The sequence below is a fragment of the Fibrobacter sp. UWB4 genome, assembly GCF_002210345.1.
Taxonomy (GTDB): Bacteria; Fibrobacterota; Fibrobacteria; order Fibrobacterales; family Fibrobacteraceae; genus Fibrobacter.
This window is the reverse complement of the sequence record NZ_MWQI01000001.1, coordinates 982,443-1,004,445: the sequence shown is the minus strand read 5'-3', so window position 1 is coordinate 1,004,445 and position 22,003 is coordinate 982,443. Positions and strand designations below refer to the sequence as shown.

18 protein-coding genes and 1 tRNA gene are annotated in these 22,003 nt (G+C 47.0%); 7 read left to right on the top strand and 12 right to left on the bottom strand.

Annotation, left to right across the window (positions count from 1 at the left end):
- Positions 1 to 154: 154 nt before the first annotated feature.
- Positions 155 to 952, bottom strand: coding sequence for a hypothetical protein (locus B7990_RS04255; protein ID WP_088639762.1), 798 nt, complete (start codon positions 950 to 952; stop codon positions 155 to 157).
- A gap of 80 nt (positions 953 to 1,032) precedes the next feature.
- On the opposite strand from B7990_RS04255, the gene B7990_RS04250 reads away from it, so the two are divergent.
- The gene (locus B7990_RS04250) at positions 1,033 to 1,239 is read left to right on the top strand and encodes a hypothetical protein (protein WP_176407185.1); all 207 of its coding nucleotides are present in this window, start codon (positions 1,033 to 1,035) and stop codon (positions 1,237 to 1,239) included.
- A gap of 406 nt (positions 1,240 to 1,645) precedes the next feature.
- Here the strand turns inward: B7990_RS04250 and B7990_RS04245 are convergent, their stop codons facing one another.
- The 3 genes from B7990_RS04245 to B7990_RS04235 all read right to left on the bottom strand — a co-directional run bounded on the left by B7990_RS04245 (position 1,646) and on the right by B7990_RS04235 (position 4,111).
- Positions 1,646 to 2,647, bottom strand: coding sequence for a class II fructose-bisphosphate aldolase (locus tag B7990_RS04245; protein WP_088639760.1), 1,002 nt, complete (start codon positions 2,645 to 2,647; stop codon positions 1,646 to 1,648).
- 183 nt (positions 2,648 to 2,830) lie between these two features.
- A complete protein-coding gene (locus B7990_RS04240) occupies positions 2,831 to 3,715 on the bottom strand; it encodes an OmpA family protein (RefSeq protein WP_254917316.1) in 885 nt (294 codons plus the stop codon).
- Positions 3,716 to 3,727: 12 nt separating this feature from the next.
- Positions 3,728 to 4,111 (bottom strand): hypothetical protein, encoded by a 384-nt coding sequence (locus tag B7990_RS04235; protein ID WP_088639759.1) that lies wholly within the window; start codon positions 4,109 to 4,111, stop codon positions 3,728 to 3,730.
- A 143-nt stretch (positions 4,112 to 4,254) separates the two neighbouring features.
- Between B7990_RS04235 and B7990_RS04230 the strand changes: the two genes are divergently transcribed.
- Positions 4,255 to 5,376, top strand: a complete 1,122-nt coding sequence (locus tag B7990_RS04230; protein WP_254917315.1) for an RICIN domain-containing protein — start codon at positions 4,255 to 4,257, stop codon at positions 5,374 to 5,376.
- Between the two features lie 264 nt (positions 5,377 to 5,640).
- On the opposite strand, the gene B7990_RS04225 is transcribed toward B7990_RS04230, so the two are convergent.
- The 5 genes from B7990_RS04225 to B7990_RS04205 form a co-directional block, all read right to left on the bottom strand.
- Positions 5,641 to 5,955: a hypothetical protein gene (locus tag B7990_RS04225; RefSeq protein WP_088639758.1), complete on the bottom strand. Its 315-nt coding sequence runs from the start codon at positions 5,953 to 5,955 to the stop codon at positions 5,641 to 5,643.
- Between the two features lie 22 nt (positions 5,956 to 5,977).
- Positions 5,978 to 6,062: transfer RNA gene (locus tag B7990_RS04220), tRNA-Ser, on the bottom strand.
- Between the two features lie 185 nt (positions 6,063 to 6,247).
- Complete coding sequence (locus tag B7990_RS04215) at positions 6,248 to 7,942, bottom strand: M3 family oligoendopeptidase (RefSeq protein WP_088639757.1); 1,695 nt, start codon at positions 7,940 to 7,942, stop codon at positions 6,248 to 6,250.
- A 7-nt stretch (positions 7,943 to 7,949) separates the two neighbouring features.
- Positions 7,950 to 8,627, bottom strand: a complete 678-nt coding sequence (locus tag B7990_RS04210) for a hypothetical protein (protein WP_088639756.1) — start codon at positions 8,625 to 8,627, stop codon at positions 7,950 to 7,952.
- A gap of 49 nt (positions 8,628 to 8,676) precedes the next feature.
- On the bottom strand, positions 8,677 to 11,199 hold the full coding sequence (locus B7990_RS04205; RefSeq protein ID WP_088639755.1) for an ATP-binding protein: 2,523 nt from the start codon (positions 11,197 to 11,199) through the stop codon (positions 8,677 to 8,679).
- Between the two features lie 287 nt (positions 11,200 to 11,486).
- On the opposite strand from B7990_RS04205, the gene B7990_RS04200 reads away from it, so the two are divergent.
- The 4 genes from B7990_RS04200 to B7990_RS04185 all read left to right on the top strand — a co-directional run bounded on the left by B7990_RS04200 (position 11,487) and on the right by B7990_RS04185 (position 16,471).
- Positions 11,487 to 12,083 (top strand): PadR family transcriptional regulator, encoded by a 597-nt coding sequence (locus tag B7990_RS04200; protein WP_088639754.1) that lies wholly within the window; start codon positions 11,487 to 11,489, stop codon positions 12,081 to 12,083.
- Positions 12,084 to 12,281: 198 nt separating this feature from the next.
- Entirely contained in the window at positions 12,282 to 14,807 is a 2,526-nt protein-coding gene (locus tag B7990_RS04195; protein ID WP_088639753.1) for a glycosyl transferase, read from the top strand.
- Positions 14,808 to 15,020: 213 nt separating this feature from the next.
- Complete coding sequence (locus B7990_RS04190) at positions 15,021 to 15,590, top strand: hypothetical protein (RefSeq protein WP_254917314.1); 570 nt, start codon at positions 15,021 to 15,023, stop codon at positions 15,588 to 15,590.
- A 155-nt stretch (positions 15,591 to 15,745) separates the two neighbouring features.
- Complete coding sequence (locus B7990_RS04185) at positions 15,746 to 16,471, top strand: hypothetical protein (protein WP_141099209.1); 726 nt, start codon at positions 15,746 to 15,748, stop codon at positions 16,469 to 16,471.
- Between the two features lie 35 nt (positions 16,472 to 16,506).
- Here the strand turns inward: B7990_RS04185 and B7990_RS04180 are convergent, their stop codons facing one another.
- The 3 genes from B7990_RS04180 to B7990_RS04170 form a co-directional block, all read right to left on the bottom strand.
- Positions 16,507 to 17,799: a PAS domain-containing protein gene (locus B7990_RS04180; RefSeq protein ID WP_088639751.1), complete on the bottom strand. Its 1,293-nt coding sequence runs from the start codon at positions 17,797 to 17,799 to the stop codon at positions 16,507 to 16,509.
- A 186-nt stretch (positions 17,800 to 17,985) separates the two neighbouring features.
- Complete coding sequence (locus tag B7990_RS04175; RefSeq protein ID WP_088639750.1) at positions 17,986 to 19,680, bottom strand: proline--tRNA ligase; 1,695 nt, start codon at positions 19,678 to 19,680, stop codon at positions 17,986 to 17,988.
- 79 nt (positions 19,681 to 19,759) lie between these two features.
- On the bottom strand, positions 19,760 to 20,716 hold the full coding sequence (locus B7990_RS04170) for a hypothetical protein (RefSeq protein ID WP_088639749.1): 957 nt from the start codon (positions 20,714 to 20,716) through the stop codon (positions 19,760 to 19,762).
- 127 nt (positions 20,717 to 20,843) lie between these two features.
- On the opposite strand from B7990_RS04170, the gene B7990_RS04165 reads away from it, so the two are divergent.
- Positions 20,844 to 21,998, top strand: coding sequence for a DUF2914 domain-containing protein (locus B7990_RS04165; protein WP_254917313.1), 1,155 nt, complete (start codon positions 20,844 to 20,846; stop codon positions 21,996 to 21,998).
- The last annotated feature ends 5 nt before the right edge of the window (positions 21,999 to 22,003 follow it).

The following is a 22,003-nucleotide window of genomic DNA, read 5'->3' as shown; positions in this document are numbered from 1 at the left end:
GTTGATGTGGGGTGTGAAATGTGGGGTGTGGGCTATGGGGTCGGGCCTGCGGCCCTTTGGGGTATGGGGTGTGAGATGTGTAATGTGGAGTGTGTAATGAATTTGTGGTGATGTGTCATCCTGAGCGAGTGTAACGAGTCGAAGGATCCAGGATTTACTTGCTGAACTTATAACGGCCAAGCAGATCGAAGTAGCGAGCTTGGGGAGCCATTTTAACAGGCTTTACCGTTTTGCGGATGGAAGTTGTTTTGTCTGTATTCACGAAGAAAAATTCTCTGTGGTAGGTTCCCTCGTCAATGCTTATAGAATAGCCTTTTCCATTGGGCTTATAAGTTATGGGATTCACTGTATTGTCGTCACCTCTGTATTCGAAACATTTGAAATCGTCTGTAGAATCGGCAATGATTAGATCTTGATTTTTCCGTACGGAATCTGTGTTGTAATCAAAGTATTCGATTTCAAATAGTGTATCATTTTTTAGAATTCGTTCCGAGAACCAATGTGTCGATGATTCTATTGTTTCTGAACTTGCGTAATTTGAGGTTCTTTTGCTGATTTGTTCCCCTTGGAACGCCCCATCGTAATAATTTTTTAGACGAATGCACATAGTGTCCTGAGTATTGCTGTTCAATATGATGTATTCTGAGCCTCTATTTTTGAGCGCTGTTTCTGTTGTGTCATAATAAAAGTAAAGAACTTCGGTTTTTGAACCTTCTTTTGAATCAAAAAGCATTTGTTCTAATCGCCCATTTTCATTGTAAATATATTTGTGAGTCCATTCGTTTCCACGCTCGTTAAAGTAAGAAGAATCAATACGAGCCTTATCCTGAAGGACTAATGAATTCGCTCCAAACATAGCATCAGTGCATTTGTTTGCCGAGGCGACGGAACCCAAAGTTAAAAGAACAGCTGAAATAAAAAATAAAAGATTGCACTTTCCGAGCATAAACATAAAATCCTTTTTTATTTGCTTTTAATATAACAAAAGTTTTTATATTACATTCCATGCTCAAGTCTTTTGTATTTACTTTTTTGTCTGCAATTCTTTGCTGCAACTTGTTAGGATGTGCTTCGACAAATTGTTCTGCTATTTCTGTGGAAAAGACGCAATATGAAGATTGTGTTGCTGAAGAAAATGCGAAATCAGAAGCCGCTTCAACAATAACGAAGGTTGGGATTGCTGCGGCATCCGTATCTGTTATTGGATTAATTGTAATTTTGGTTTCTTCAAAAAATTAAAACCGCCAGGCGATTGCCTAGCGGTTTTGCAACTTCGTTGCTTTGTTCTGTGGCTCGGCAATGCTCAAGCAAGCTTGAGCGCGGCACTCGCCTTGGAACAATTTAAAGCTTTTGTTAGAGTGGCGCTTTTGCGCTTACTCGTGAGCAAAAAGCGACCGATATTAACCGGTCGCGATTGACGCTTTCTGCGTCCGCGGCTTCACTCGGTCATGAAATTATGCAAGCATAATTTCGCGACGCTCGTTTTGCACGCTTTTGCGAGAGCAAGGCGATATCACATTTTAAATCTGCGATAGAGCCGAGCGGTCTTCCGTGAGCAACAAAGCCCTCGGTATTAACCGAGGGCTTTTGCGAGAGTGAGCGCCACTCACATATTTCTATGTGATTCTAGGCGCGAACGGTCTCATTAGAGCTTGTCGTTGGAGCCGAGCACATCCACGATCTTGTGCATGTACATCTTCTTCATGTTTTCACGAGCCGGCTTGAGGTACTGGCGCGGGTCGAAGTGTTCCGGATGTTCGTCGAAATACTTACGGATAGCGGCAGTCATAGCGAGACGGCTGTCAGAGTCGATGTTGATCTTGCAGACAGCAGAGCGAGAAGCTTCGCGGAGCTGTTCTTCCGGAATACCAACTGCATCCGGGAGCTTACCGCCATGGGCGTTGATCGTGTCAACTTCGTCCTGCGGGACAGAAGAAGAACCGTGGAGCACGATCGGGAAGCCCGGGAGCTTCTGTTCGATAGCGTGGAGCACGTCGAATGCCAGAGGAGGCGGAACGAGCTTGCCAGTCTTCGGGTCGCGAGTGCACTGTTCCGGCTTGAACTTGTATGCACCGTGAGAAGTACCGATGGAGATAGCGAGGGAGTCGCAACCAGTACGGGTTGCGAAGTCGATCACTTCTTCCGGCTTGGTGTAGTGAGATTCTTCAGCCTGGACTTCGTCTTCAACACCAGCGAGAACACCGAGTTCAGCTTCGACGGTAACGTCGTGAGCGTGAGCGTATTCAACAACCTTCTTGGTGAGGGCGATGTTGTCTTCGTACGGAAGAGCAGAACCGTCGATCATCACGGAAGAGAAACCGTTGTCGATGCAGTCCTTGCAGAGTTCGAAAGAGTCACCGTGGTCGAGGTGGAGCACGATCTGCGGATTTGCGCAGCCGAGTTCCTTGGCGTATTCAACAGCACCCTGAGCCATGTAGCGGAGGATGGTGCCGTTAGCGTAGTTACGAGCACCCTTAGAGACCTGCATGATCACCGGAGACTTGGTTTCAACGGCGGCCTGCACGATGGCCTGCATCTGTTCCATGGTGTTGAAGTTGAAAGCCGGGATAGCATAGCCACCCTTAACTGCCTTAGCAAACATTTCCTTGGTGTTAACCAAGCCGAGTTCCTTGTAAGAAACTGCCATTTGTTTTACCTCTTGTTTTTGATTGGCGACTTGCGCCGCCGGTTTAAAAGTTACGTGGGTTAATTTAGAAAAAATAGACTTGATTAAAAGGCTTTTCTATCAAAAAGTTGATGATTTTCCTGTATAAAAAAGCGACCCCGGCTCTAGGGCCGGGGTGACTCCTGTCTTATTCGGTTTACCGAACTACTTCACTTTCTGCGTACGGTCCGTGATAACGAGGTCCACGCGGCGGTTCTTCTGGCGACCTTCCTTGGTGGAGTTGTCCGCAATCGGCATGGTCATGCCAAGACCCTTGGCGGTGAGGCGGGTTTCGGCAATGCCCTGTTCCACGAGGAAGTTCATCACGTTCTCGGCACGCTGCTGAGAAAGCGTCATGTTGAATTCTTCGGAACCGGTGTTGTCGGTGTTGCCTTCGATGGACACGTCAAACTGCTGGTAGACGGAGAGGATACCGGCAATCTTTGCAAGGCTTGTCATAAGGTCGGTCTTCAAGGTCGCACGGCCCACGTCGAACAAGATGTCGGACATCGAGAGGATGATACCGCGGGCGTCCTTCGTCACCTGGATCATCTGGGACTGGAGGGCGTTTAGCTTGTCCATAGCTTCGTTCTTGCTGGCTTCGAGCTTGTCCTTCTGGGCCTTGATCGCCTGCTTTTCGGCTTCGAGGTCGGAGACCTTGCCGCTACGGGCTTCACCAATCTGTTCCTGGATGGCTTCGATGGTGCGGTTTGTGGCGGCGCGCTTTTCCCAGTTCTCGGCAATATGGTTCTGAATTGCCTGAGTTTCGCCCTGGAGCTTTGCTATTTCGGCATATTTCTGGCAGTTTTCCAGGAATGTCGGAATCAGCTTGGAATTTTTGTCGTCAGCATAGATCGTTTCGAGTGCGTTGAGTGTGCCATAGCCTTCGGCAAGCGTAAGCTTTGCGGCGTAAGCGTTGGACGGCAAATTGGTCTTTGCATTGTCGAGGGCGAGTCTGCACTGGTCTACAGGGGTGACAGAAGGTGCGTCTGCGGCAAAGCTCATGGAGGCGGCGAGGGCGCCGAGAGTCAAAATCTTAATCGTCTTCATCTTTGCGGCTCCTTACTTCTTGGTTTCCTTATCGAGAATGCTCTGGTAAAGTGCCTTGCGTTCTTCGTCGGCACGGAGAGATTCTTCGAGTTTCTTGTCTTCGTTTTTAGCCTTTTCGTATTCGGATTTGGCTATGGCGAGTCGCATTTCGAGTTCGCTCTGTTCTGCAAGCGCCTGGGCTTCTTCGATTTTACCGTCTTCCTTCAGGGCCTTGGCTGCAACAAGCTTGGAGAAAGAGTTCGATGTCATGCTTGCATCGAGCTTGTTGTCGTTGACGAGCGAGCGTGTTGCATCGGCTTGTCCAAGGGAACGGTTGATTCCGCTCTGGCTTCCCGAGCAGCCGGTAAGGGCCGCGAGTGCGAGCGTTAAAGAACATGCGAATATTTTAGCCTTCATTGGGGCTTCTCCTGTTTTTGATATTCCACGCCAAAATTACATAATCGGTTATGAAATAGGATAATAAATCACTCAAAAACTTTTTTTACTTGCTCTTATATATGGAATTGTATAGATTAATTTAGTGTATAGGAAGAGGTTCCATGAATATTTTTGTAAGAAACTCGCTTTTTTTCGGAATTTTCTCCTTCCTTGTGTCTGGCGCTTTTGCCGGCAATATTGAATATCATTTGAATAAATCCGCAAATCCGACCGATGATGAACGCGAAGCCTATGCGCTTATCGAGGCCGCTATGGATTCGGCGGTTTTCCTGTACAACAAGTATTCAGACCTCTCCAAGCATATTGAAGTTTATTACAGCACGGGCGTTCCGACTGCAGAAGCGAGCAGTAATGGGGACCTCCGTTTTGGCAAGGACCGCAATTATATGTTTGTCGGCACCGCCATGCACGAGATGGCGCATACGCTTGGCATGGGCACGACTTCCGAATACAAGGCGATGTTCAAAGACGGCGTATTCAAGGGCGAAAAAGCCCAAGCAACCCTCAAAGAAATCGACGGGAAAGATGCCGTACTTAAAGGGGATAGCCAGCATTTTTGGCCGTACGGCCTCAATTACCGTAGCGAAGTTCATTCCGAACAGGACCTTATCAATCATGTGAAAATCGTGAACGCGATGTACCAGGACATTTTCAAGGAAGCATTCTTCAAGCAGGGGAGAATCAAGTCTCTCGGCGACACAAAGAAATGCATGGGAATTACCTCAAGCAATGCGCTGGAACTCATGGATTGTGCTGATACGGCTACATTCGTCAAGATTTACTCAATGGGCGATAAGCCTGTCACTTACCGTATCCAGCTTGGAAACCGCGTGGTCGATATTCCGAACGAATCGACCGCGGCAGGCGTAACAGCTTCGACATACGGTTATAATGGTGGTGCTCATCAAAAGTACCTGTTTGAAGATGCTGGAGTGAACACGCCGAATGCGGTGCTTCTTAAGAATTACAAAAGCGGGCTTTATTTGCAGGCGGTCGGTAAAAATGTCGTGCAGAACCCAATGCCTTCGCGCTCTGATGATTTCATCTGGAAAATCGAAGAACAGCGAACCGATACTACGGAAAAGCCCGTATCGATTTCCAAGCGTAGAACTCCTAACAAGAACTTGGAAGAATCTATGCCAGAGCGATTGTTTGACGCTCTCGGACGAGCCGCAGGCAAGATCCGTCGCGGTGTAACATCGAAAATCTTGAAAAGCAATTAAATTTGGCGTCAGGATGACGATGATGCTTATTATTCTGGTGTTTCGTCATTCTGAGGGACTTAGTCCCGAAGGCAACCTTAAAAGGCGAGCGTTGCAGCCATGCTCGCATGGCTATAACCGAGCCAAAGAGGTTGGGGCTTAGCCCCATCCAGTTAAGTTTATAGTTGTTGAATACTTCGTGGCTATTGCCTATCAGTATGTTGAATGCAGAATAACAAAAAGACCGCTCGGAAGCGGTCTTTTTTAAGCACTCATTTTTCGAGATTAGAATGCATCGGCAGCTGCATCGCTTGCTTCTGCAACAGCTTCTGCTGTCGGAGCAACTTCTGCAACGGAAGCCTTTACTGCATCAGCGGTCACGTCGTTAACGCCTTTTTCAACCATCGTCAGCTTATGTTCCTTGAAACGGTTCATAGCGATCGTTGTCGGCTTCTGCGTGAGCTGGATATAACCTTGCTTGGACTGATTGTTAATGAAGCGGGCTTCGTGAGCCATCATGACAACAGCACGGAAAACCGAACCTTGACATTCTTCACTAGCGTAGATATCATCAAGATAAACTCTTTGAGACTCAGCCATAAGGTACCTCGAAAAATTTTAGAAGAGGGAGAGGGATTCGAACCCTCGTTACCGTAAGGTAAACACGCTTTCCAAGCGTGCGCCTTCAACCACTCGGCCATCCCTCCGTTAGGATGACCTCCATTGAGGAGGTGCGCCAATAATAACTTTTATTTTTTCGTTTGTCAAGTCCTACGGCGCATTTTTTTCAATTTTTTTTAAATTTATCAAAAAAAATGTAATTAAGAGCTAAAAAAGGAGATGCCCGCACTATGGCGGGCATGATCGTAGGCGAAGAAGCTGAGTTTACGCCCTACAACTTACTTAGCTCATCCCAGACCACTTGCATCAAGGGTTCCAGCGTTTTAGGCGTGAAATCGAACTTGATGTTTGCAGTAGCGAAGAGTTCTGGAATCGGACGGCTGCTGCCCAGGCTTTCGGCCTTGAACAAGTCGTCGATGGCCTTCTGCGGATCCTTCTTGAAGTTTGCCCAGACCTGCAAAGCGCCAATCTGCGCGATGCCATATTCTATGTAATAGAACGGGCATTCGAACAAATGAAGTTGCTTTTGCCACAGGTTGCGGCGGACAGCTTCAAGCCCGCTGTAATCCACACCGGCATCGTAGCGGTCCATGATTTCGCTCCAGATATCGCTGCGGTCTTCGGCGGTATGCGTCGGGAAGTTGTACAGACGGTGCTGGAAGCTGTCGATGCTTGCTACCCACGGGAACAGCCAAATCACGTCGGCAAGTTCGCCTTCGGTGCTGCGGACAATCGCTTCGTGATTGTCACCGTAGAACGGTTTCAGATTCGACATGCCGATGAGTTCCATACTCATGCTTGCAACTTCGGCAAATTCAGCGGGAACATCGCGGTAGGCGAATATCGGCTGGTTCGCGAGTGCAAACTGATGGAACGAGTGTCCAGATTCGTGCAACAGCGTGTAGATGTCACGGTCCGTATTGGCGGAGTTCATGAAAATGAAGGGGAGGCGGCTTTCGTCAAAACCGATCTGGTATCCGCCCGGGGCCTTGCCCAGTCTGGAATCTGGATCGATAAGCTTTTTTGCCTGCATTTCACGGGCCCACTTGCCGGCTTGCGCGTGAATGCTTTCGAAAATGGAATCGACTTTTTCAATCAGCTCGTCTCCGCTCTGGTACGGCTTGAGAGGCGGCCTGCTCAGCGGGTCAACATCCAAGTCCCATGGGCGTAAACGGTCGAGCCCCATCTTCTTGGCGCGGCGCTTGTACATTTCCTTCTGCAACGGCAGAACAAATTTCTCGATGCTTTCGTGGAAAGCTTCGCAGTCGGCGGGAGTATAGTCAAAGCGGTGCTTTGCAAGGAATATGTAATCGATGAAATCTTTGCAGTGTGAGTTCTTGGCAATCTGTTTGCGAATGCTGAAGAGCTTGTCGTAGGATTGGTCTAACGCATCTTTGTCCTGGAGGCGGCGTTCCCACATAGCTCGCCAGGCGCGTTCACGTAAAGAACGGTCTGTCTTTTCCATGTATGCGCCCAATTGCTGCATTGTCTTGACTTCGCCATCGAATTCGACGCTCATGCCACCAGTTATTTTCTGATAAGCTTGAATGGCCTTGTTTTCTTCGGTTTCTAGAGGGATATTGTCCGGAGAAAACAAGTCTAACGAAACTTGAACGCCTTTAAGCCATTCGCCAAATTCTCCCTTGAGGGCATCCTTGGACGGATGAGCCATTAACTTGCGGTTCAGCTTGTCGTCGTATTCGATCATCAATGGCTGAATGTTTTCAACAAAGTCAGCATAGGCTTTCGCCGCTTTTTCGTCACGTGTATCACATGTCATAGCGACGTAGCGGCGAGAACTAACTTCACCAAAAACCGATTCCAGTTCGCTCCAGTCTAAAATCCATTGACGGAGCTTGTCTACATTTACTGGAATATCACGCTGTAAAAGAGCGCGATATAATTTTGAAGTTTCTTTTACATCATCCGGATTAAAATTTTCCGGAACAAAGTTGCGTTTTGACATAGATTTCCTATTTAATAATAGAGCCCAGCCACTTGTTCACGAGAAGATCGAACAATCTGTCGCGGACGAGGTTCTGGATTTTTTCGACATCTTCAGGCTTTACGTCTCTCCTGATTTCGAAGTCCTGAGTAACGGGTTGTCCACCTTCGGTGAGGGAAACGTCGATAAAGCCGGAAATGCCATAGTATTGGACTTCTTTAAATTTAAAGATTTTTGCATCCAACGGGAAGGCCGCGTTGAAGTGAAGGTCGTTATCGCCTGGAGCAAGCTTGATGGTGTCCTTCAGCGTGAGCGGAAGTGTTACGAGCGTATCGAACTTAATTTCGATCTGAAGCTTGTTGATCCACAAGGTGTCCTTGCCGGCGTTGTTGGCGTTCAGGTACACATCGAAGTTTGCGTTACCCAGATTCTTGTTGATGATGTTCTGGGACAAGTCCTTGACCAGCATGACAGCTTTCGGATTCGGCAAAAAGCCGTTCATCCCGTTGTTCACAAGATCAAGAATGTCTTCGTAGACATCGACAGAATCAAAGGTGAGGTCCTTGTATTCCATCTTTGTCTGGATGAGAATCTTTGCGGCCTGAACCTTCTTTAACATGGAACATCCTGTGAAAGTCGTTGCTGCAAGCGCAAAAACACCTGCAATAACGAGGGACAGTGTGAGTCGTGAGAATTTGGTTTTCATATTTATCTCCTTGTTTGTTATTTATTATAATAAAATATTTGCAAATTGGTCAATTTTGTTTGAATTCCGTAAGCGTTTGGATAAGTTTTTGTACTTCGATAGGCTTTGCCAGGTGCCCGTTCATGCCCGCATCAAACGCATTTTTCCGGTCTTCTTCAAACGCGTTTGCCGTCATGGCGATGATTGGAATGCGTGATTTTTTCGGATCTTTTAGCAAACGAATCTGTTTTGTGGCTTCATAGCCGTTCATGCGCGGCATTTGAACATCCATCAGGACGAGTTCGTACTCGCCAGGGGCTGACTTGCGGATTTTTTCGACGGCAATGTCTCCGTCCTCTGCGCAATCGACAATAATCCCTTTTTCCATCAGAAGCTCTTCTGCGATTTCTCGGTTCATTTCGTTGTCTTCGACAAGCAAAACTTTCATGCCCTTAAGCGGGATCGTTTCCACTTTTTTCTGGTCAATCACGACAGGCTTGTCTTCATTACACCATTTCATGGGGATGGTGACAGAAATTTTTGTACCATGGCCTTTTTCCGATTCGATAGAAATCGTTCCGCCCATAATATCGGTGAGCTTCTTCACGATAGTCATGCCCAGGCCCGTTCCCTGAATATGGCTTACTGTCGTAGAATTTTCACGGGCGAATTCATCGAAGATATGGTTTAAAAAGTCTGAACTTATGCCGATGCCCGAGTCTTCTACGGTCAATGTATAGTTGCCATATCCTTCTCGTTCACAAGGATGCTCGTTAAGTGTGCATGTGATGGAACCGTCTTCTTTAGTGTATTTGATTGCATTTCCAATGATGTTTGCGGCAATCTGGTTGATGCGGTCGCTATCAATGAATACATACCGGTGTTCTATATTTGCAACGGTAGCGACAAACGTAATCCCCTTTGTTTCTGCGTGTGAACCGTAAGTTGTAGACAAAGCCATTATAATGCTTTCAAGGTCGCATTTCTGGTTGTTGAGGAGGATCTTTCCTGATTCGATACGCGACATTTCGAGAACCTGGTTTACAAGCGATAGCAACTGATGGCTGGCGACATCGATTTTTTCAAGATACCTCTTGATCATTTCTGGTTCGTCTATATGTTTCTTGGCCATTGCGGTAAAGCCTGTTACGGCGTTCATCGGTGTGCGGATGTCATGAGACATATTAAACAGGAACGTCGTTTTGGCCTTACTTGCGTCGCGGGCGGCGGCCAGGGCTTGAGTGAGTTTCTTGTTGGCTTCTATTTCCTTTGATTTTTCTGCAGTGATGTTTCTGAATAAAATAATGCCTTTGTAAACGAGGTCCGATTTTACCTCGACCGGAATATAGACCATCGTGATGAACTCTTTTGTTCCATTGGGTTGGGGGCTACAGAATACAACGCTTGGTATATGGGCAAGGACCTTGCGTTCTTTGATCACGTTTTCAAAAAAGGATTTAAATTCTTCTCCATTTTGTAAATCGTCGTTGCACCTGATGAAACCTTGTTCGAGATTTTCTAGCTTGCCGGTCTTTGGGAATGGCATCGGCATAACGGACAGATCTTCAAATGTTCCATTTTCGGCATCAACGTAGATCATGGCTTTGGCAATTGCATTTTCTGCTTTGGCGATGTAGCTTGCTAGGCGGTTCTCGCGTGAATCAGAACGCCGTATAAAGAACTGGATGATCAAAAGATAAACGATGTAGCCGACGAAAATGAAGATGAGCAGGAATTGCAATGTGCGGCCTGCTTTTATGCCCATGGAATAAAGGCTTTTGGCAGCTTCGATAGGGAAGTTTGAATAAACGCTTAGAGGGACGGTGTGGAGTGGGGCGATATACCCGTGGATTTCATCTGTATTGCCATCGTACTTGTAGCTAGACGGAGTAAGCGTCTTGTACGCGTTAATTATGTTGTTCCTATTTTCTTCGTCAAACTTTGATGTGCTTAGAAAATTTTTGAAATTGTCTTTCGGGATTCCCTGGGTTACGTTTTGCGGGACGACCATGGACTCCAGAGGCAAGAAGCTTTTGCCCTCGGTATTTACAATTCCCGCAGACGCATGCGCCCCGTAAACCTTGTAATCCAGTAATCGCCTGATCGTGTTTTCGTCAAACGACGAGGCGAGGACGCCTGCAATTTTATCGTTGACCAGGACTGGCGCATAAAAGACGATATTTGCGATTTCTTTTTGCGAGGGCATTACGATATAGATGCCGCTGTTGCCCGTCATGCCGTCTGTAAAGTATTTTTTATTGCCGGCAAAGACTTGTTTTCCCGAAGTCAGCTGTGCCATACCGCTTGAATCGGTAAACCGTAGGTGGTCGAACTGCACTATCTTTTCAAGCTCTGCAAGAAATACCGAACTCATCTGTCCGTTCTCAAGATTATTAGAGCTGAGCCTGGCAAGTGATTCTATCGACTTGAGCGAGTTTGTAAAAATGTTATCCAGCTTATACGCCATAGCAAGGGTGATATCCTTGATATAGTCCCTGTTGCGTACTGTGACTGCGCTTTTGTCTTCTTTCTGGAATGTGGCGAAAGCTTCGATAATCAAATAAATAACGAGGATAAGGGGTGCAAACCTCATAACCGAATATTTAATTCGATTTCTCCTCTTTTTTATTTTTTGATAGCTCTGCACTTTGCTCCCCAATTTAAGGAAAATTTCCTAAATCAAACATTTATGATTCATTAGAAATATAGACTAAATATGTCGATCGCTGCCCCAAAAGCCTTTAGAATGGGATTTTTTACGATGAAATGCAATTTTTTTTTGATTTTTTTGCAATAAACAATCTTTTTTTTGAAAAAAATGTAGTTTTCTATTAAGTCAATTATTCCAACTTGGAATAGTAGCAAAATCAAGGAATTTAAATGAACCGTTACGATCTAGTATTGCTCGGCCTCATTCTGGAACATGAGCGCAGTGGTTACGACATCATCACGGAAATTCGTGATAGGGAACTCGACCGCTGGGCTAAGATTAGCACGTCTACAGTCTATAACAGGCTGATTACGCTCGAAAAGAACGAATGCATCGTAGGTCATTCCGAACGCGATGGAAACCGCCCGGAACGCATGGTGTTCAACATCACCGATAAGGGCAAGGAAGTTCTTCGCAAGGAAGTCCTCAAGCATTTGACGGGCTTTAACGACGATCCGCGTACGCTTGGTTTTGCATTCCTCTACGGTGCCGACAACAAGGAAGTTATCCGAACGCTCGAGGTGCATGAACGTAGACTGGTTCAGGAAATCGAAAATCTCGAAAAGATGATTGCCGAAGAACCGCGCCCGACCCTTTATCCCGAAGGCCCGTTCCTCAACTGCATGAGCCGTGACCACATCCTTGTGGAACTCAAGTACGTGCGTGCCGCCATCGGCATTTTGCGCGACCCGGTCCGCAGCAAGAAACTCGGCGGATACTTCTACATCAATTTCGGTAACCGCGATTTCGAAAAGTTTGATGAGTAGTTTTTTAGTAGACAGTAGACGGTAGGAAGTAGACAGTTTTTTCGTCTTTTCGCTTCCTACTTCTTACTTCCTACTTCCTACTATTTCTAAATTTACCCCGCAAAAGTTTAAAGGATAATTCTGAATTTTGAGTTACAAATTCCTAATTCCGAATTCCTACTTCCGAATTTAACTAACCCCCTCTCTAACGGAGATACAATGGCTACAAAAACAGTGAAGAAGAGCGCTGCAAAGAAGGCCCCGGCAAAGACCGCTAAGGCCGCTGCCCCGAAGTATGGCTACTTTGATGACGCTGCAAAAGAATACGTGCTCACCACCCCGGCAACCCCGATCAAGTGGTGCAACTACGTCGGTACTCTTAACTTCGGCGGTATCGTCGATACGACCGGCGGCACTCTCGTTTGCAAAGGCGACCCGGCTCTCAACCGTATCACCAAGTACATTGCACAGATGCCGTGCTCTGACTTCAAGGCCAGCACTATCTACATCCGTATCAAGGATGGCAAGAGCTACAAGATTTTCTCCCCGTTCTACGTTCCGACTTTGACCAAGATGGACAAGTGGGAATGCCACGTGGGTCTTTCCTACATGCGTTGGATTGCCGAAGCTTTCGGTCTCCGCGTTCAGGTCACGATTTTCGTCCCGACGGGCTCCAACACTCTCCTCCAGGACATCCAGGTGACGAACATCGCCGGTGGTTCCAAGGAAGTGGACATCATCCCGGTTTATGAATTCAGCCACTTCGAAGCTGAAAAGCAGCTCACGAACGCCGACTGGGTTCCGCAGACCATGACCCTCAAGGGCCACTGGGAAAAGGACGGCCACGTCGTTTTGGAACAGTACGCTTACATGAAGCGTGACTACGCCGTGAACTACGTTACTGCTGACTGCAAGGTTGGTTCCTTCGATGGTGACCGCCGCGTATTCCTCGGCCAGAACGAAATGGGTTCCTGGGCAAATCCGCTCAGCCTCCAGAACAAGGAACTTGCTAACAGCGAATGCGACCGTGGCGACAACATTGCTGCTCTCATGATCCACGCTGGCAAGATCGCAGCCAAGAAGACTTTCCGTACCTGCACCCAGCTCGGTCAGGAACAGAGCCTCAAGGTTGCAGCCAAGGCTATCAAGAAGTACCGCGATCTCAAGAACGTGGACAAGGCTTTCGAAGAACTCGCAAAGTTCTGGGAAAACTACCTCTCCACGATCCAGGTCAAGACCCCGGATGCTTCCTTCAACACGATGGTGAACGTACACAACCCGCGTCAGTGCCACACCACTAAGAACTGGAGCCGCTACCTGTCCCTCTATCAGTTGGGCTACGGCACCAGCCGCGGTATCGGTTACCGTGACTCTACTCAGGACCTTATGGGCGTCATGAGCCACATGCCTGAAGAAGCTCTCGTTCTCACCAAGAACCTCATCTCCGTGCAGCGTCCGGAAGGTAACGCTATGCACCAGTACGCTCCGCTCGCCCTTGCTGAAGACACGGGTAACGAAGCTAACGCCGGTGACTCCCGCGAAAAGGCTGGCGTTCTCGACGCTAACGGCAATCCGATGTATGCCGACTGGTACGGCGATGACCACCTCTGGATCGTCCTCACAGTCGCTACCTACCTCAAGGAAACCGGCAAGATGGACCTCCTCAACGAAGAAATTCCATTCTACGTTGCAGGCAAGAAGCATGCTGAACGTCCGACTGGCACGGTCCTCGAACACTTGAAGCGCGCTCTCAAGTTCACTCGCGAACACCTCGGTCAGCACAACCTCCCGCTCCTTGGCTTTGCCGACTGGAACGACTGCATGAACCTCCCGCTCGGTGCAGAATCTACGTTCAACACTGCTTTGTACGCAAAGGCTTTGCTCGAAATGATGGGCATTGAAGAAGCTCTCGGCGACAAGGAAGCCGTTGAAATGTACAAGGGCTGGTATGAAGATGTCAAGAAGGCATTCAACGACAGCGCTTGGGACGGCAAGTGGTGGACTCGTTGGTTCGACAAGGACGGCAACGGCTACGGCGTTTCCTCTGCCAAGTACGGCAAGATTTACTGCAACGGCCAGTCTTGGCCGGTCATCGCTGGCATCGCTTTCGGCGACCGCGCAGTGCAGGGCATGGACAGCTTGAACAAGCTCCTCAACACCAAGTACGGTGTGAAGAGCTCTACTCCGGGTTACCGTGGCTTTGAACCGGCTGTCGGTGGCATCTCCACCTATCCTCCTGGAGCAAAGGAAAACGGCGGTATCTTCCTCCACACGAACCCGTGGGTGATGATTGCCGAAACGATCCTCGGCCGTGGCGACAACGCATTCCAGTACTACAACCAGATCAACCCGGCTTCCAAGAACGGCATCCTCGACGTGTTCGAATCTGAACCGTACTGCTATCCGCAGAACATCCTCGGTGACGAACACAAGCAGTTCGGTATGGGCCGTAACGCATGGCTCTCCGGTACTTCTACTTGGACTTACCAGGCTGCAACGCAGTTCATCCTCGGTATCCGCGCAAGCTTCAACGGTCTCGTTGTCGATCCTTGCATCCCGAGCGCATGGAATGGCTTCGAAGCTACCCGTAAGTTCCGTGGTGCAACTTACCAGATCACTGTGAAGAACCCGGATCACGTCTGCAAGGGCGTCGCAAAGATGGTTGTTGACGGTCAGGAAATCGATTCCAACGTCGCTCCGATCTTTACGAAGGGTGTGCACAAGGTTGAGGTTGTTTTAGGATAATCTCACTCGGATGTCATTCCCGCGAAAGCGGGAATCTCCTTTAACTTTCAAAAGCGCCAGTCTCTCACGAGGCTGGTGTTTTTTGTTGTCATCTTGGAGGATTTGTTTATATTAAGAAGTGAGATGATAAACTTGTTAAAACTTCTTTTGTGGACTTTCGCCTTGTTACTGTTGGTAGGCTGTTCGATGCGACCGCTTTCTGCGGGCGCGTTTATGGAAGCCTACCAGAGTGTAAATGATTCGTCTAAAACTGTGCTTGGGTTATCGGTAACGGGGATGCGGGCTTTCGCTTCAAATTCGAACGAATCGAAAAAAGATACAGTCGGTAATCACGTTTATGGACTCAAGGATGAGGGCGTAATAGATGTCTCTGTCCCGGTTTATCATTTTATAGATCATTTTGAAATTGGAGGCGGCTTCCAGTTTTTCACGCCTTTTGTCTCGTTAGGTGTTGCTTTTGACCATTTTGGTGTGATGGGGTGGGGATCGTTTGCCGCCGGTGGTATAAATGTAATGGAGCAGATTTCGCCAACGGGAAAATTGCATGTAGGCTTATTTCAATTTGCATCCCGTTCCAAGAGTCATGTTGGTTGCAAAGAAGATAATGGTGACTGTGGCGAATTTTTTGGCGTTACAATTGATTATTTCGAGTTTGGTGGCGGCACTTATCTTATGTATAAGACCGGTTTTAAGTTGCATTGGGGTGCTGAATTTAGGTACAGTTACGACATTGACAACAAGGCAAACCACTTTGCGTTTACCTTAAATCTTTTGGGATTGTGATTTTATTTGCTTATCCTGAGATTCGCATGTAGCCATATTTTATGCGGACGATTTTGTAAATTATATCATTATGAAACATGTTCTTAGAATCCCATTTTTTTTGATTCGAACTTTTCATGAAGCGCTCGTCTTATATTTTCGTGGAGAATATTATTATGTTCAATAAGTTGAACGTGAAAAATGTATTGTTGCTTTTTTGCTTTATTTATCTTGTGGGGTGCGCGACGCGTCCCCCTTCCGCAGTTATTTTCATGACATCCCCAAAGCAATCGGATTTACAAAATTCCGCTGCTCCAAAATCTTCGGTTTTAGGAGGTGTTAGTATTACTGGATTAACTACAGTAAATGCTGAAAAAACTGGAGACGTTATTAAAGAAACTCCTTATGAAATCCGCAAGGAATGGAATTTTAATTTGAATGTTCAAGGAGGCTCAAGATATGGTTATTTTGCGTATGGATTCGGATTACAGATGACTTATCCCTATGGCTATATTGGTTTTGCATCCGATCATTTTGGAACTATGGTTTGGTCGAATATATTTCCTTTATTGGCTCTTTTTGAGGGAAAAGACGATGAAGATTATGATTACTATGCGGAAAATAAAGGTTTTGGAGTGAGCTTGATTGAACAAATTGAATTGAATAATGGAATGAAAGTGGGGTTGACGCAGCATTTCTCTCGTACAGTTGCTGCATATACGGAACATGGTGGCGGCTTTCCTGCAAATTGGCCATCCAGTTTCTATTTCTATGAATTTGGTGGTGGCGGATACTTGTCTATACCTGTAGAAGCAAAAACAATTGGCATAGAAGCAAGCTTTAGCCGAAATTATACGTATAAAGCGTATCAATTTTCTTTAATGGTCGATTATATTATTTAGGTCGATAGAGGCGGCTCTGGCGATAGTCGCCGTGCTTATCCCGAGATTCGCATGTAGACGCATAGTACGCGGCTCACGGTATAGCCGGACTTGAGGAGCGACTTGAGCATCGGCACTACGTTGATGGCGCAAATCAGATCGCTATCGTCAAATTTGCCCTTCCAGCTTTTGGGCGAGCCGTTATCAAACACGTCCTTGATCATGGAATCGTAATAGGGGAGGTACTTGACGGAGATGACATCTTTCAAAGATTGATTGACGACTTCGTCCGTTTTGGCAAAGCCTGAATCTGTGGCGAAGGCGTTGTTGCATCCGAGAATGGTGAAGTTGCGATCCACCCAGAAAATACCGATGTTCGGGAAATTGAAAAGTGAATTTATCAGAGATTCTTCAACACCGCTCTTCATGAGGAACGGAATTTCTGGGGATGTTTCAACACGGCGGGCAGAACCCATCATCACAATGCGGTCTTCGTCATCGGGGGCGAGGTGCCCACGGAAGTCGTACCACACGAGGTTCTTTTCGCTGTTCCAGCAACGAATCTTGAGCGTTCCGAAACGTGCGTTTTCATTGGCGAGGCGATTGAGCTGGCTCTGTTCATCGAGCAAGTGGCCTTTGTCGTCATAGGCGGCTTCGCCACCGGCTTTCATCATGCATTCATTCATCACGCGTTCGAGCAACTTGAAGTCGTCTTCAGGCATGAGCGATTCAATATCGACAACACCGCCAGAGCGAGGCACGTCGCGGTAGTCGTCGTCCATCATCGGTGTAAGCAAAAAGAGCTGGCGGCTTTCGAAATCGAATTTCCACAGGAAGTCGCCTGTGTTACGCAAGAGCGATTTCAGCTTTGTTTCGGCTTCGTCTAGACGGTGCTGGTTTTCGACGGTGTTCGAGATATTCTTGATCAAGCAGATGTAACGAGATTCGTCCATCGAAAGACGCTGGTGCTGGCATCGCATTTCGAACCAGAGCATGGTGCCGTCGTCGCGCTTGTACGAGAACATAAACGGCATTTCGGGGTGCTTGTCGATATCGTCAATGTAAAGTTTGAGACGAGCCCAGTCTTTGGGCGGCAGAATATCTCGAAACAGGCGGTCCTTGCTCAAGTTGTCAAAGAGCGGGTCCGACATGAACTGCGGAAGCGAACTGATAAATTCAAACTTGTCGGAAAGTACGACGATGAACTCACCGAGGTTGCCCGCAAAAAGCGTATAAAGCCTTTGCCTCTTCCAGTAGTCGAGCAACAGCAAAATGGTGACAATCAATAAAAGCAAGAGCACGGTGCATACATAGCACCAGCCCACAGACCAGTCTATAGAGTTCGTCATACCTTAATAAGATAATCAATTTTACATGGAAGGGGAAATCGGGCAAAGAAAAAAGCCTGCTCGTAAAGCAGGCTTGCAATTTAAAAGTCTGTGTTGAAATGGCGATGCCGCAACAGAGTGCGGCATGACATCTGTACACGCTTTCGTCTCTCGTCTGTAGCCCGCTAATGCGGGCGTTCTTTCGTCTTACTCAGCGAAATAAGCCTTGGCTTTGGCGATGACGTCTTCGACCTTGACCATGGTGAACTGCTTTTCGTTGCGGAACTTCCATTCAACTTCACCATTCGCAAGGCCCTTCTTGCCGATGGCGATACGCACCGGAGAACCCCACAGGTCGGCGTCCTTGAACTTCACGCCCGGACGTTCGTCGCGGTCGTCCACGAGCACGTCGATGCCGGCGGCTTCGAGTTCCTTTTCGAACTTCTCGGCGAGTTCCATGAGTTCGGCTTCCTTGCCGATCGGGACGATTTCCACCTGGAACGGAGCGATGGACTTGGGCCAGATCGGGCCGAAGTCATCGTGGCTGTTTTCGACGACGGAAGCCATCAAGCGGCCCACGCCGATGCCGTAGCAGCCCATGATGGCCGGTGCGGTCGTCTTTTCAGCAGTGAGGAACTTGGCGCCCATGGATTCAGAGAACTTGGTGCCAAGCTTGAAGATATTGCCCATTTCGATGCCGCGAGTTTCTGTGAGGAGTTCGCCGCAGCAGGGGCACTTGCAGACTTCGGAAGCTTCTGCAATGTCGGCCACTTCGAACTTCGGGAAGTCGCGCTTCGGGTTGCAATGCTTGAAGTGGAAGCCCTCTTCGTTTGCGCCGGTGACGAGGTCGAAGGAATCGGCAATCGCTTCATCGACGATGATGCGCGTGTCGTGAGAATTGATCGGAGAGGCAAAGCCCGGAACCATGCCGCAAGCCTTAATCAGGCTGTCTTCGGCCGGATAGAGTTCCTTGGCCTTCAGCAGGTTGTGGAGCTTGATTTCGGAAACGTCGAGGTTCCCCGGAACAACGACCGTGATGAGCTTGCCTTCGAAGTCGAAGAACACGCACTTGGCGGTCGATTCAGCCGGAACGTTCAGGAACTTGGTGAGATCTTCGATGCTTGCGCAGTGCGGAGTTTCGACCTTTTCGAGAGCTGCATTTTCGTCGCCCTTGAACGGAACGCGCTGGAACTTAGCGATTTCGCGGTTGGCCTGGTAGCCGCACTTCTTGCAGAGAATCAGGTAGTCTTCGCCGTTCGGAGTGTCGAGCATGAATTCGTGAGCAACCTTACCACCCATGATACCCGTATCGCTCTGTACCACCACCGGTTCAATGCCCACGCGACGATAGATGCGGAGGTAGGCATCGTATTCTTCCTGGTAGTGACGGTCGAGGTCTTCCTGGCTGGTGTGGAAACTGTAAGCATCCTTCATCAAGAATTCGCGAACGCGGATAAGACCGCCGCGGGCACGGGCTTCGTCACGGTACTTGGTCTTGAACTGGTAGAGCATCACCGGGAGCTGCTTGTAGCTGTTGAGCACGTAGCGCACGAGGTCGGTCATGGCTTCTTCGTGCGTCATGGCGAGCACCATGTTGTGGTTGTTGCGGTCCTTGAAGCGGAGGAGTTCTTCGCCAATGGCCTGGTAACGGCCAGATTCGCTCCAGAGTTCAGCGGTCTGCACCACCGGCAGGTCCACTTCGATACCGCCAATCTTGTTCATTTCTTCGCGGATGATGTTCACGATCTTCTGGATAACGCGGAAACCCATCGGCATCATGGAATAGATACCGGTAGAAACAGGCTTGATGTAACCGCCGCGCATGAGGAAGATGTGGGAGGGCATGGTGGCATCGCTCGGCGTTTCGCGGAGCGTGACGTAAAAATACTTGGAGAGTTTCATTGTTTTTGCCTTTTTAAATTTTTTACGGCGTAAATGTAGCTAAAAAGCCATCACCGGACAAGCGCTCTCCAAATCAAAACTAATTGAATACTTGTACTCGGAGAGTCTCTGAACCAAGCTTTACCCAATAGGAGCCTGGCGACATGATGATATTCGTTGACCCCTTGACACTTCCTTTTTGGACTATTCGCCCCATGGGATTGATAATGGCGTACGCTTTGGGCTGTGGACTGAAAATTCGAATGTTGTTTTCGGTTGTCGTTACATAAGCTTTAGATGCTTCTGGATTTGTTTTTTTTAGTCCCATTGGATTTTCAGAAATGATGTTTGCTACATAATGCATTTCTTTTCCTTCTGAAATAATTTTTAAAATGACTTGGTATTCTCCCATTGGCAATTTGTTGCTTCGTATGGCTATATTTTCTCCACCGCAGTAGCTGACAATTTTATTTGTATCACAAGTGACTTGTGTTTCGGTTTGGATCGTATCCCCCAATGAGTTTACTATGCTAAAATAAATATCTAATTGTGGTTCCTTGATCGGTGGCTCATAAGGCGGATGGAGATCTGTATACCTTTTTTTGTAGTAGCAGACTGAACGAATGTCTATATCTGTTATATTACAATCGACATATGATTCCAAATCATTTCTATAGAATTCTATATCGGGAACGTAATACAACGAATTGTTTTTTGAACTTTCGAGTTTAAAAAATTTAATAAAAAGCTTTATTTCAAAAGATTCTAATGTACCATCTCCAATTTCACTTAAACCAATGGGGTGTTCCAAAGTCTTATCATCATTGCAGTAAAATAGAACAGAATCTGGCAAATTAGCATTGTCCCAACTGTACGAATACCAACCCGGATAATAATCGTCTTTTTGCATGGCTTGTAAGAATCCATCGTTATTAATTACTAATCCAGCTCCTGATTTTATCCAACAACTGTCATTGGGAATAAGAATGTGAATGGTAAATGTTTCTGCAAATGTCAAAGAAGATAACCATAAAAGCAATAAAACCAATTTCTTCATAAATTTCTCCTTTGGTAATAACATTTATAATTTAACTTGTTTTTGATTGCAATGTGTGTTTTTTTTGATTTTCTTTTTTTGTTACATGCGTTGCATATAGGAACCTGCATGTAATGTATAGCCCTCTATGGCGGATTTTCCTATAATTTTGTATTTTTCGGTCATGGATTTTATAAACCATTTGCGCGAAAAAGCCGCAGTTCAAAAACTTGAAAAGTTCATTCCGGCGATTGCTTTTTTGGGCGGTTTCAGCTGGGATTCGATGACCATCGGGAGCAAGGTCTATGGGAGCGACTTGATATTTTTGTCGTTCTATTATTTGCTTGCTTTACTCTCGATATATTTCATTGCGACAAGGCTCGTTATCGATGATGAAAATTGCGAAGACGACACCCCATCTTTTTTCAGCAAAATTTTGAATCGTGAATGGCCTTCATCTTGGATTGACCGATTGACCTGGATTGTGCAATTCTGTTTTGGCAATCTCTATAGCGCCCTTGTCATTTGCTATTTCAAAAGTTCGGGTTCCATAGCTTCGTTCATTATTGTGTTGTTCCTTGTATCCCTCCTTGTCGGCAATGAGTTCTTGAAAGAGAAGTATGAAAAATTTGGTGTATGTCTAGCGTTCTTTTGTTTGCTAGGGACGATGTTCTTTAATTTTCTGATTCCGCACTTGGTTCATGCGATGGGTGCTTTATGGTTCTTTTTAAGTACATTCTTGTCCATTGGAATTTGTTATTTGCTTTGGCTTAAATTTTCACGTGATAAACGCACCCTTGTTGCTCCCATTGCCATTACGCTAGTTCTTTCAATCGCATATGTGGCAAACTGGATTGCTCCTGTACCGCTCGTTTTGAAACAGCAAATTGTCTGCAAAAATTTTGACAACGAAACATATTCCTGTGATGCGGATAAACTTAATTTCTGGCAACGTAATGGTTTTGCACAAATGACAATACATAAAGAAGAAGGCGAAGAAATTTACTTTATGTCATCTGTCTATGCCCCAGCGGAACTTAAAGCCCCGATTGAATTTCGGTGGTATTATCTGATTCCTGCCACTCAGACTTTCAAACTGACCGACAAGATTTCATCAAGCCGGATGATTATCCGAGGGGGGCGGGATGCTGGATACCGAAGCTTTTCCCGAAAGAAAAATATTCCTGAGGGAACCTATCGTGTAGAAACGGCATATAAAGATGGTGCTGTAATTGGTTCAAGTACGTTTAAGGTGATCGAAGGAATGCCTAAAAATGGTTTTGTCCGCGATTCACTTCGTTAAAAAAA